This window comes from Tatumella sp. UCD-D_suzukii (assembly GCF_000611875.2).
Lineage (GTDB): Bacteria > Pseudomonadota > Gammaproteobacteria > Enterobacterales > Enterobacteriaceae > Tatumella > Tatumella ptyseos.
This window is the reverse complement of the sequence record NZ_JFJX01000018.1, coordinates 1-11,715: the sequence shown is the minus strand read 5'-3', so window position 1 is coordinate 11,715 and position 11,715 is coordinate 1. Positions and strand designations below refer to the sequence as shown.

Sequence of the window (11,715 nt, the reverse complement as noted above, 5' to 3'; positions counted from 1 at the left end):
GGTTAAGGTTTCACTGAGAAGGATAAGGTCATGCGCCATCGTAAGAGTGGTCGTCAACTGAACCGTAACAGCAGCCATCGTCAGGCTATGTTCCGTAACATGGCTGGTTCACTGGTTCGTCATGAGATCATCAAGACGACTCTGCCGAAAGCCAAAGAGCTGCGTCGCGTAGTTGAGCCGCTGATTACTCTTGCCAAGACTGATAGCGTTGCTAATCGTCGTCTGGCATTCGCACGTACTCGTGATAACGAGATCGTTGCAAAACTGTTTAATGAGCTCGGCCCGCGTTTCGCGAGCCGTACCGGTGGTTACACTCGTATTCTGAAGTGTGGCTTCCGTGCTGGTGACAACGCTCCGATGGCATACATCGAGCTGGTTGATCGTCCGGAAGCTCAAGCAGAAGCAACTGCAGAGTAATTTGCAGTAATTAAAGAACCCGCTTCGGCGGGTTTTTTATTGTCTGAAGGAAAGTAGTGTATAATATTCATCCTGACCTGCCCCGGAGGAATTCTATGTGGCTTATTGATCAGATGGCTGAACGCCATATTCAGGATGCGCTGCAAAAAGGTGAGCTGTCCGGTTTACCCGGCGAAGGAAAGCCACTTATGCTTGACGATGACAGCCAGGTTCCGGTGGAATTACGTTCAGCATATCGTCTTTTGAAGAACTCGGGCTATCTTCCCCCGGAACTTGAATCACGTCGTGAGGCTCTTGAGCTGGTCGATCTTTTACAGCAACTTGATCCTGAAGATCATCAGGCCGCTGAATATCATAAAAGATTACGCGTCCTGGAACTGAAATTACGTCAGGCGGGTTTGAGTACAGACTTTATAAATGATGGCCAGTATGGTGCTACCGTCATCAGGCAATTAAATAAGGAATAGAGATATTATGCGGAGGTTGTATGGGCAGTTATCGTCATACTAAAGGTGTAATCACTGACAATGCTCTCCAGGCATTATTACATGACCCACTTTTTCGTGTCAGAACGGAGAAAAATAAAAAAGGGAAAGGCAGTTATCAGCGTAAAAACCGTAATAACCGGCAGGACAGCAGAGAGGGCAATGAAAACGTGAGATTTTCATTGCCCTCTTCTTTTTCATCCATAAAAAAAGCCGCTATATCGATAATATAGCGGCTTTCCATGATGATTTATGAATTACTGTTTTTCTTTCAGTAAATCACGAATTTCAGTTAATAGTGTTTCTTCAACGGACGGGCCTTTCGGTGCCGGAGCTTCTTTCTTATAAAGTTTGTTAATCAGCTTAATTACCAGGAAAATAGCAAAAGCGATGATAACAAAATCAAATACTGACTGGATGAATACACCATAGTCCATGACGACGGCAGGAGTGGTGCCATCCGCAGCTTTCAGTACCCATTTAAATTGCTTAAAATCAATCCCGCCAATCAATAAACCCAATGGTGGCATAATGATATTAGCAACCAAAGAAGAGACGATTTTACCAAACGCAGCACCGATAACGACACCGACTGCCAAGTCTACTACATTCCCACGCATCGCAAAATCGCGAAATTCTTTCATTAAACTCATGTTATCACCCGACTAAAGATTAAGTTAAACCTGATTCTAGTTAATAAGTCGTTTTTTTTCCACAAACACCACGAAACTGTTTTACTCTTTTTTACATTACAGAAAGCGGGAACTGTTCATCCCGTTTACCACCGGAACCATAGTTCACAGCTGATTGCAGTTTTACAGGAAGAACGGACTCGGCTGGAATAGTTTTTCTACGTCTGAAATGAATTTCTTATCAGTCAGGAACATGATCACATGATCACCTTGCTCGATTCTGACACTATCATTCGCAATCATCACTTCTTCGCCTCGTACAATCGCACCAATTATCGTCCCCGGCGGCAGTTTAATCTCACTGACTGTACGTCCCACAACACGCGAGGTTGTTTCATCCCCATGAGCGATAGCTTCAATGGCTTCTGCAATCCCCCTGCGCAGTGAAGAAACACTGACAATATCAGCTTTGCGTACATGCCCAAGTAAAGCAGATATCGTTGCCTGCTGCGGAGAGATAGCAATATCAATCACACTACTTTGAACGAGATCGACATAGGCACGGCGTTGGATAAGTACCATGGCCTTTTTGGCACCCATTTTCTTCGCCAGCATAGCCGACATGATATTAGCTTCATCATCATTGGTGACGGCAATAAACAGGTCAATCTGGTCGATATGCTCTTCGGCCAGTAATTCCTGGTCCGAGGCATCTCCGTAAAACACGATAGTATCGTTGAGTAATTCGGCCAGCTCTGCAGCACGCTGAGGATTACGTTCAATCAGTTTCACGCTGTATTGTTTTTCAAGTTGCTGCGCCAGGCCAAAACCAATATTACCACCTCCTACCAGCATGATACGTTTATATGGCTTTTCAAGCCGCTGCATCTCGCTCATTACGGCGCGGATATGTTGATTTTCAGCAATGAAAAAAACCTCATCACCTGCTTCAACGATAGTCGACCCCTGCGGGCGAATAGGTTTATCCTGACGGAAAATAGCGGCGACCCGGCTTTCAATGTGCGGCATATGCTCACGCATAACAGATAACGGGTTACCGATGAGTGGGCCTCCGTAATAGGCCTTAACCACCCCAAGGCTGACTTTACCTCCGGCGAAGTTGACGACCTGTAAGGCGCCCGGATACTCGATCAGGCGATAGATGCTATCGATCACCAGTTGTTCAGGAGAGATCAAATGATCGATGGGGATCGCTTCCGGAGTAAATAACTTTTGGTTATCACGTAAATACTCTGCGGCACGGATCCGGGCGATCCGGTTAGGGGTATTAAATAATGAGTAAGCTATCTGGCAGGCAACCATATTGGTTTCATCAGAACTGGTGACAGCGACCAGCATATCGGCATCTTCAGCACCCGCTTCACGAAGCACCCGGGGGTGAGATGCCGGGCCATTGACTACCCGCAGATCGAACTTATCCTGTAAGTGGCGTAATCTGCCAGGATCGGTATCAACAACAGTGATATCGTTATTTTCCCCCACCAGGTTTTCTGCCAGTGTTCCACCGACTTGTCCGGCGCCCAGGATAATAATTTTCATCGTCGTTTCACTCTTATGGGTTAGGCGTTCTTCAGTAATTTAGCATAGAAAAAACCGTCACCACCCAGTTCCTGAGGGAAGACCTGCAGGCCGTATTTCTCTCCGCCGGGTAATGCTTCTGCCTTCGCATCTTCATGGCGTTCAAGAAATGCGGCTATCTGCTTATGGTTCTCTTCCGGTAACACGGAGCAGGTTGCATACACCATTGTCCCGCCAGGTTTAAGGTATGGCCAGATAGCATCCAGTATTTCAGACTGCAAACGTACCAGCTCATCGATATCACTGTCACGACGCAGCCACTTAATATCCGGGTGGCGGCGGATAACACCGGTTGCCGAACAAGGCGCATCGAGCAGAATGCGATCAAACTGGCGCTCTGCACACCACAGTGCCGGAGTACGACCATCCCCCTGCCTGACTTCAGCATGCATCCCTAAACGGCCCAGGTTTTCTGTAACTCTGCTAAGGCGCTGGGCATCCACATCGACGGCCAGTACGTTGGCTTCGGGAGCAATTTCAAGAATATGTGTGGTTTTTCCGCCAGGTGCTGCACATAAGTCCAGAATATCTTCACCGTTTTCCGGAGTGAGATATTGCGCACAACGTTGTGCTGAAAGATCCTGAACCGTTACCCATCCGTCAGTAAAGCCCGGTAATTGTGTCACGCCGGCGGGTTTCTCCAGACGGATCGCATCCCCGGATAACATATCAGGTGTACCTGTCATCTCCTGCGCATTCAGTAGTTCAAGCCACTGATCACGGGTGTTATGTTGGCGATTGACCCTTAACCACATGGGAGGACGAAGATTATTTGCCTGAACAATCTGTTGCCATTGCTCAGGCCAGCTTACCTGCAAGCGTTTCAGCAGCCAGGAAGGATGCCACAGATTAACGCTTTGCCCTTCCAGTGACTCTGTCAGTTCTGTCTGGCGACGCTGGAACTGGCGTAAAACACCGTTTACCAGTCCTTTCAGACTCTGCTTTTTCAGTACGACAGCACCTTCCACGGTTTCTGCGAGGATCGCATGGGCAGGGATCCGTGTATAAAGCATCTGATAAATACCGACCATCAACAGATAGTGAATCGTTCGCTGCTTGCCGGTCATCGGCCGGTCCATCAGCTTACCGATTAACGCATCCAGCTGCGGTAAAGTACGTACGACGCCGAAACATAATTCCTGCAGTAATGCGCTGTCTTTATCGTTCAGGCTTTTTTGAGCGGCCGGGAGAATTGCGCTCAGCGACTGCCCTTTATCGACGACCTGTTCAATAAGACGGGCTGCCAGACTGCGCAGATTGGTAGTTTTTTTCATGGAATATCTTCAATTAGCCAGTATTGCCGGCAGAACATGGATAACCGGCTCAGGCCAGAACAGTGCCTGGCATAAACCACTCCTGGCGCGAGTTCAGTAGCTCTCTTGCCTGCATTGGTTTTTTGCCTGCAGGTTGCAGGATTTCCAGTTGCAGCACGCCGTCTGCGGTTGCCACCCGGATACCGTTCTTGTCTGTCTGAACAATCGTTCCGGGTTGCAGATCCTGATGCGGTAAGACCGATGCCTGCCAGACTTTTACCGGTTGTTCATCCAGCATAAAGTAGCTGACCGGCCACGGGTTGAATGCCCGGATACACCGTTCCAGCTGATCAGCGGACAGTGTCCAGTTCAGACGGGCTTCTTCTTTGCTGAGTTTTTTGGCATAGGTTGCCAGGGTATCATCCTGCTTCACCGCAACCGCGCGGCCCTCGGCCAGTTGCTGTAATGTGGTCAGCATCCCCTGCGGGCCCAGTTGCGCCAGGGTGTCATACAGAGAAACACTGGTATCTGTTGAGCGGATAGGGCAGGTGAGTTTCACCAACATATCGCCAGTATCCAGCCCTGCATCCATCTGCATAATCGTAATGCCTGTCTCATCATCACCTGCCCATAATGCACGCTGGATAGGTGCAGCACCTCGCCAGCGTGGCAGAAGTGACCCATGGACATTAATACATCCCAGCCGGGGCAGGGTTAATACAGCTTCCGGTAGCAGGAGACCATAAGCTACCACCACCATGATATCGGCATTCAGATCCGCAACCAGCTGCTGATTTTCAGGGGCTTTAAGCGAGGCTGGCTGGAATACGGGAATGTGGTGCGATTCAGCCAGTGTTTTCACCGGACTTGCCACTAACTTTTTGCCCCGTCCGGCCGGACGGTCGGGCTGAGTGAATACACCGACCACCTGGTGCTCTGAAGCAAGCAGCGCGTCGAGATGACGCGCTGCAAAATCAGGTGTGCCGGCAAAAATAATTTTCAACGAGTCGGACACAATTATCCCTTTTCGGAGGTTCAGGACGCCCGGGTTGTCTGACGAGCGAGTTTTTCCAGTTTCTGACGAATACGCTGGCGTTTAAGCGGAGACAGGTAATCAACGAACAGTTTACCCATCAGATGATCCATCTCATGCTGGATACAAATAGCCAGCAGGCCATCAGTTTCGAGCTCATAGCTCTTACCTTCACGGTTCAGGGCACGTATTTTTACCCGCTCTGCCCGTGGTACCAGTGCACGTTGTTCAGGAATAGACAGACAGCCCTCTTCAATCCCGGTTTCACCACTGGATTCAAGGAGTTCAGGGTTAATCAGCACCAGTTTCTCATCACGGTTCTCAGAAACATCAATCACAATGATTCGCTGGTGAATATCGACCTGTGTTGCGGCCAGTCCGATACCTTCTTCTGCATACATTGTTTCGAACATATCATCGACAATGCGCTGAATATCGGCGTTGACTTCTTTTACTGGCGCAGCAACGGTACGCAGTCGCTCGTCAGGGAAATGTAATACCTGTAAAACTGACATAAATATCCGGATCTTTATTCGTAATATATAAGTTGACTACCTCATATTGTAGACGTTTCATTGTGCGATTGACAGTATTGCTGACGGGATAAAAGTGCCGGCACAGGGATCATCGTATGGACATTACTGAAATATGGTTACGTCTTGCGGCAGTAGAGGGAATAAAGGCGGAAGACCGCCGGAAAATGGCTGAAAAGTTAATGCAGCTATCGGGTACCCAGGCATCGTTATCCGACGTGCCTGGCCTCACCCAAAAACAGCGACAGCAGTTTCTGAGACTCAATGAAAAATCGCTGGTTCAGACGCAGAAATGGCTGGAAGGCGAAAATCATCATTTCCTGACGTTATCTGACCCCCGCTATCCACGCTTATTGACCGAAATTGCCGCCCGGCCACTTTGTCTCTTTGTTAAAGGTGATCCCGGAGCTCTTTCTACGGCTCAGATAGCCGTGGTCGGCAGCCGGCGGAGCACGCGCTATGGTGAACATTGGGGAGCATTTTTTTCAGAATCACTTTCATTGAGCGGGATGACCATTACCAGCGGTCTGGCTTTGGGGATCGACGGGGTTGCGCACCGGTCGGCGCTTTCCTGTCGCGGGAAAACTGTTGCGGTACTCGGTAGCGGTCTACTGAACCTTTATCCTGCCCGGCACCGGTCTCTCAGCCAAGAGATTGTTGCGCAGGGAGGGGCGCTGGTGTCGGAGTTTCCGTTGATGGCACCGCCACTGCCGGGGCATTTTCCTCGCCGTAACCGTATTATCAGTGGTCTCAGTCTGGGTGTATTAGTTGTTGAAGCTGGGGTAAAAAGCGGGTCATTGATCACAGCACGTTATGCATTAGAGCAAAACCGCAATATTTACGCGCTCCCCGGCCCGTTGGGTAAACCCGAAACAGAAGGAACGCACTGGCTGATCAAAGAAGGAGCATTGCTGGTATCACACCCTAACGATCTGCTGGAGGATCTCCAGACGGGTTATCATTCTTTGCGGTTTTCAGCATCTGAGGAAATAAATTCACCCGGGGAGGGCACTGTTCCATTGCCATTTGCTGATGTGTTGGCTAACGTAGAAGATGAGGTTACACCTGTTGACGTCGTCGCTGAACGTGCCGGCCAACCTGTGCCAGTTATCGCAGCTGCTTTGCTTGAGCTGGAGTTAGCAGGATGGATCGCAGCTGTACCCGGCGGCTATGTCCGTTTAAGGAGGGCATGCCATGTTCGACGTACTTATGTACTTGTTTGAGACCTATATTCATACTGAGACTGACACGCAGGTTGACCAGGAAAGGTTGACAGATGACCTGACGGATGCCGGTTTTGATCAGGAAGATATCAGTAACGCATTACAATGGCTGGAAAAACTTGCTGATTATCAGGAAGGACTGGTCGAGCCTATCCAGATGTCCGGTGATCCGCTCTCCATGCGTATTTACACCGCTGAAGAGTGTCAGAAACTGGATGCGGATTGCCGGGGGTTTTTATTGTTCCTGGAGCAGGTGCAGGTGCTGAATCTTGATACCCGTGAAATGGTTATTGAACGGGTGACCGCTCTCGACTCTCTGGAGTTTGCCCTGGATGATCTCAAGTGGGTCATCCTGATGGTGCTTTTTAATATCCCGGGCTGTGAAGATGCCTACCAGCAAATGGAAGAGTTACTTTTCGACGCTAATGACAGTATTCTGCATTGATATTTTCTTCGCTATAGCAAAATTATGAATAAAACAGCACTGTTTGCTGTCCGTCATCAGGATAACTGCCCCGAATGCGGGGCAGAACTGGTGATACGTTCAGGTAAACATGGTCCTTTTACCGGTTGTTCCCGATATCCGGAGTGCAATTATATCCGTCCGTTGGGACCGCGTAATGAAGGGCATCTTATTAAAATCCTCGAAGGGATACCTTGTCCTGAATGCGGCGCTGATAAAGCGTTGCGTCAGGGGCGGTATGGGATGTTTATCGCGTGCAGCCGTTATCCTGAGTGTTCACACAGTGAAACTATCGACCAGCCGGATGATACGGGTATTACCTGCCCTGAGTGTCAGCAGGGGCATTTGGTCCAGCGACGTTCACGATATGGTAAGTATTTCCATGCCTGCAGCCGCTATCCTGAATGCCAGTTTGTGGTGAACGCCCGCCCTGTGGCGGGAGAGTGCCTGTACTGCCACTTCCCGTTATTAGCTGAAAAGAAAACCGCAAAAGGTCTGAGGCTTATCTGCGCCAGTAAGCTTTGTGGTAAGCCCGTTCCTGAAAAGACTGAAGAGAAATAATACCTATCATGTATAACCCGTTATCATCAGATTCTCTGCATGTTTGTGTTGAGTCATTGAAAAAAAATGCCGTTATTGCGTATCCGACGGAAGCTGTGTTCGGGTTAGGATGTGACCCTGACAGTGAAGAGGCTATTATGGCTCTGCTGAAGATTAAGGCGCGTCCAGTGGAAAAAGGATTGATTCTGATCGCGGCTAATTATCAGCAACTGCTGCCTTATATCAGTGATGAGCAACTGACGGATGAACAAAGAGAGCGGATGTTCTCACACTGGCCCGGGCCGGTGACTTTTGTGGTACCTTCCCGTGCTCCCCGATGGTTGAGAGGTCAATTTGATTCTCTGGCCATCCGCGTCAGTAATCATCCGGATGTTCAGCAATTGTGCCTGGCATACGGGAAGCCGTTAGTCTCTACCAGCGCGAACTTTTCCGGTCAGGAACCTTGCCGGAATGTGCAGGAAATCACGGCGCAGTTTGGTAATGATTTTCCTGTTCTGCAGGGAGTAACCGGCGGACGCCAGAATCCGTCAGAGATCCGTAATGTCATTACCGGTGAACTCATTCGTCAGGGGTAGATAATGGAACAATTCGTCGTTTTTGGTCATCCGATCACTCACAGCAAGTCGCCTTTTATCCATCAGCTGTTTGCCCGTCAGACAGGGATAGAACACACTTATGGTCGGATATGTGCGCCTGTGGATCAGTTTGTCCCGACGGCTCGTGAGTTTTTCAATGCCGGTGGCCGGGGAGCCAATGTCACGCTGCCCTTTAAACAGGAAGCCTGCGCCATGGCTGACGAGTTAACCGATCGCGCCGCGTTATCAAAAGCGGTTAATACTCTCAGGAAAGAGCCGGACGGCAGACTCCTCGGAGATAACACTGACGGAATTGGTTTGCTCAGTGATCTGCAAAGACAAGAGATGATCACACCCGACTCGCATATATTGCTGGTGGGTGCTGGCGGGGCGGCCCGCGGGGTGATCCTGCCGTTACTGGATTACGGATGCCGGATAACCCTCACTAACCGTACTTTATCCAGAGCGGAAACGCTGGTGGAAACCTACCGGCATGCAGGAACCATCCTTGCCAGTGAACATAATAAGTTACTGCAGGAATACGATCTCATTATTAATGCAACCTCCAGTGGCGTCAGCGGGGAGGTCCCACAGCTTCCTGCAGATATCTTCACTCCCGATACCCGTTGTTACGATATGTTTTATCAGCAGGGCCAGACTCCTTTCCTGGCGATGGCAGCGCAGCACGGGGCGACGTCTCTTTCGGACGGTGTCGGTATGCTGGTATCTCAGGCCGCGCATGCATTCAAATTATGGCACGGGGTGATGCCGGACGTCGGACCGGTGATTACTGCGGTGAAACAGGCGCTGCAGCCATGAATCAGGCATTACAGTTCCCGGATCGCGAAGAATGGAATGCAGAACGGCAGGCCGTGTGTTTCCCGGCCTTGCATCATGGCATGCAACTCTGGTGTGCAATCACAGCAATGGAGTTATCTCAGCGATACGGGGAAGGGCAGGCGCTGGAACTTTTCCGGCAATACCGCTGGGATCTTGAAGAAGAAGCCGAAGTACTGATTGCTTCCGGTCAGGACGATGCCGATGGCTGGTTCTGGATCTGTTCCGATAAACAGACGTCTTTCCATTTAACGTAATTGGCAGCAGAGTAAAGCAGACTCTGTTCTTCGTCGCCAGTCAGGCGACGGATTTGCCGGACCGGACTGCCCAGATACAGGTACCCGCTGACCAGCCGTTTACCCGGAGGCACCAGACTTCCGGCTCCAATAATGACATTCTCTTCTATATAAGCATTATCCAGAATAATACTCCCCATTCCGACCAGCACCCGATCTCTGATCGTACATCCGTGCAGCATCGCTTTGTGCCCCACAGTGACATCATCACCAATCACTAAAGGGTAGCCCTGAGGATTTGCGGGTGAGCGGTGAGTCACATGGAGCACGGATCCATCCTGGATATTACTTCTGACGCCAATGGTTATCCGGTTCACATCTCCCCTGGCAACGACCAGAGGCCAGAGACTGGAATCATCACCGATAAGAACATCACCAATGACGATACAGGACGGGTCCAGCATGACTCGCTGTCCCGGAGTCGGAGTATTTCCCTGGAAAGGGCGAAGTACATTTATAGACATACAGAAACGCTCCTCTGAAAGACAAGTTACCAATTATAGGGCTGGTGGATAGAGATCTGGCGTGCCGGGCTTATTTGTACAATAGATAAGGGATTATATTTGCATTATTTATGCCTGTGGCCGGGATAAACGTGGCAATTTAAGCCAGAGAAACGGCAAATGAGGACCCTGGTGGGTGATTAAAATAGCCCTGTTGATGAATAAAACCACGCATTCCGCTGGTTTGTTGCCCGTTAAGCATGAAATATCACCACTCAGCAATTTATTTGAAATAAACCCTTGTCAGAAAAAATTATCTCCCTATAATGCGCTCCCACTGACACGGCAAAGCGCGATACGCAGCGGCGTGACAGGGGCTGAAGCGATTCGGTCCGGGAGAAAAAATCACGAAATAGTGGTTGACTCCTGAGGTGAAAAGCGTAATATACGCCACCTCGCAACAACAACCTAAACGGTTGAGTTGCAACGCTCTTTAACAATTTATCAGACAATCTGTGTGGGCACTCGCAGGATTGATATCAACGTCTCCGGACGTAAAACATATCAAGTCTTAAGAGTGAACACATAATGAAATTCATTATGAGTGTTTTACACTTGAGCATCGCTGAACTTGTTTCAGCAAATCAAACTTAAATTGAAGAGTTTGATCATGGCNTGAGGTGAAAAGCGTAATATACGCCACCTCGCAACAACAACCTAAACGGTTGAGTTGCAACGCTCTTTAACAATTTATCAGACAATCTGTGTGGGCACTCGCAGGATTGATATCAACGTCTCCGGACGTAAAACATATCAAGTCTTAAGAGTGAACACATAATGAAATTCATTATGAGTGTTTTACACTTGAGCATCGCTGAACTTGTTTCAGCAAATCAAACTTAAATTGAAGAGTTTGATCATGGCTCAGATTGAACGCTGGCGGCAGGCCTAACACATGCAAGTCGAACGGTAGCGCAGAGGAGCTTGCTCCTTGGGTGACGAGTGGCGGACGGGTGAGTAATGTCTGGGAAACTGCCTGATGGAGGGGGATAACTACTGGAAACGGTAGCTAATACCGCATAATGTCGCAAGACCAAAGCGGGGGACCTTAGGGCCTCGCACCATCGGATGTGCCCAGATGGGATTAGCTTGTAGGTGAGGTAATGGCTCACCTAGGCGACGATCCCTAGCTGGTCTGAGAGGATGACCAGCCACACTGGAACTGAGACACGGTCCAGACTCCTACGGGAGGCAGCAGTGGGGAATATTGCACAATGGGCGCAAGCCTGATGCAGCCATGCCGCGTGTATGAAGAAGGCCTTCGGGTTGTAAAGTACTTTCAGCGGGGAGGAAGGCAGTCGTGTT

Annotated in this window: 15 protein-coding genes and 1 rRNA gene; 10 read left to right on the top strand and 6 right to left on the bottom strand. The window is 49.5% G+C overall.

Annotation, left to right across the window (positions count from 1 at the left end; translation table 11 throughout):
* The first annotated feature begins 30 nt into the window (after positions 1–30).
* From rplQ to CG67_RS17375, 3 genes are all read left to right on the top strand, one after another.
* Entirely contained in the window at positions 31–417 is a 387-nt protein-coding gene (gene rplQ, locus CG67_RS05780) for a 50S ribosomal protein L17 (RefSeq protein ID WP_025902028.1), read from the top strand.
* 95 nt (positions 418–512) lie between these two features.
* Positions 513–884 (top strand): DUF1992 domain-containing protein, encoded by a 372-nt coding sequence (locus tag CG67_RS05775; RefSeq protein ID WP_025902027.1) that lies wholly within the window; start codon positions 513–515, stop codon positions 882–884.
* A gap of 20 nt (positions 885–904) precedes the next feature.
* The gene (locus CG67_RS17375; RefSeq protein WP_071780149.1) at positions 905–1,135 is read left to right on the top strand and encodes an alternative ribosome-rescue factor A; all 231 of its coding nucleotides are present in this window, start codon (positions 905–907) and stop codon (positions 1,133–1,135) included.
* Positions 1,136–1,159: 24 nt separating this feature from the next.
* On the opposite strand, the gene mscL is transcribed toward CG67_RS17375, so the two are convergent.
* The 5 genes from mscL to def all read right to left on the bottom strand — a co-directional run bounded on the left by mscL (position 1,160) and on the right by def (position 5,934).
* A complete protein-coding gene (gene mscL / locus CG67_RS05770; protein WP_025902026.1) occupies positions 1,160–1,555 on the bottom strand; it encodes a large-conductance mechanosensitive channel protein MscL in 396 nt (131 codons plus the stop codon).
* Positions 1,556–1,717: 162 nt separating this feature from the next.
* A complete protein-coding gene (gene trkA, locus CG67_RS05765; protein WP_025902025.1) occupies positions 1,718–3,094 on the bottom strand; it encodes a Trk system potassium transporter TrkA in 1,377 nt (458 codons plus the stop codon).
* Positions 3,095–3,114: 20 nt separating this feature from the next.
* On the bottom strand, positions 3,115–4,407 hold the full coding sequence (gene rsmB, locus CG67_RS05760) for a 16S rRNA (cytosine(967)-C(5))-methyltransferase RsmB (RefSeq protein WP_025902024.1): 1,293 nt from the start codon (positions 4,405–4,407) through the stop codon (positions 3,115–3,117).
* Between the two features lie 49 nt (positions 4,408–4,456).
* Entirely contained in the window at positions 4,457–5,401 is a 945-nt protein-coding gene (gene fmt, locus CG67_RS05755; protein WP_025902023.1) for a methionyl-tRNA formyltransferase, read from the bottom strand.
* Between the two features lie 20 nt (positions 5,402–5,421).
* Positions 5,422–5,934, bottom strand: a complete 513-nt coding sequence (gene def, locus CG67_RS05750; protein ID WP_025902022.1) for a peptide deformylase — start codon at positions 5,932–5,934, stop codon at positions 5,422–5,424.
* A gap of 116 nt (positions 5,935–6,050) precedes the next feature.
* Between def and dprA the strand changes: the two genes are divergently transcribed.
* Genes dprA through CG67_RS05720 form a run of 6 tightly spaced genes read left to right on the top strand, consistent with a single transcriptional unit; the run spans position 6,051 to position 9,868 of the window.
* A complete protein-coding gene (gene dprA, locus CG67_RS05745) occupies positions 6,051–7,175 on the top strand; it encodes a DNA-protecting protein DprA (protein ID WP_025902021.1) in 1,125 nt (374 codons plus the stop codon).
* Positions 7,147–7,620, top strand: a complete 474-nt coding sequence (smg, locus tag CG67_RS05740) for a DUF494 family protein Smg (RefSeq protein ID WP_025902020.1) — start codon at positions 7,147–7,149, stop codon at positions 7,618–7,620. Before dprA ends, smg begins: the two co-directional genes overlap by 29 nt.
* A gap of 24 nt (positions 7,621–7,644) precedes the next feature.
* Positions 7,645–8,199, top strand: coding sequence for a type I DNA topoisomerase (locus CG67_RS05735; protein WP_025902019.1), 555 nt, complete (start codon positions 7,645–7,647; stop codon positions 8,197–8,199).
* Positions 8,200–8,207: 8 nt separating this feature from the next.
* Positions 8,208–8,774, top strand: coding sequence for an L-threonylcarbamoyladenylate synthase type 1 TsaC (tsaC, locus tag CG67_RS05730; RefSeq protein ID WP_025902018.1), 567 nt, complete (start codon positions 8,208–8,210; stop codon positions 8,772–8,774).
* Positions 8,775–8,777: 3 nt separating this feature from the next.
* Positions 8,778–9,593, top strand: a complete 816-nt coding sequence (aroE, locus tag CG67_RS05725) for a shikimate dehydrogenase (protein WP_025902017.1) — start codon at positions 8,778–8,780, stop codon at positions 9,591–9,593.
* Entirely contained in the window at positions 9,590–9,868 is a 279-nt protein-coding gene (locus CG67_RS05720; protein ID WP_025902016.1) for a DUF1488 domain-containing protein, read from the top strand. The genes aroE and CG67_RS05720 overlap by 4 nt, the downstream gene beginning before the upstream one ends.
* Here CG67_RS05720 and CG67_RS05715 read toward each other — a convergent pair.
* Positions 9,802–10,371, bottom strand: a complete 570-nt coding sequence (locus tag CG67_RS05715; protein WP_025902015.1) for a gamma carbonic anhydrase family protein — start codon at positions 10,369–10,371, stop codon at positions 9,802–9,804. The genes CG67_RS05720 and CG67_RS05715 overlap by 67 nt on opposite strands.
* 880 nt (positions 10,372–11,251) lie before the next feature.
* Between CG67_RS05715 and CG67_RS05710 the strand changes: the two genes are divergently transcribed.
* Positions 11,252–11,715 (top strand): 16S ribosomal RNA (locus CG67_RS05710); the annotation flags it as partial.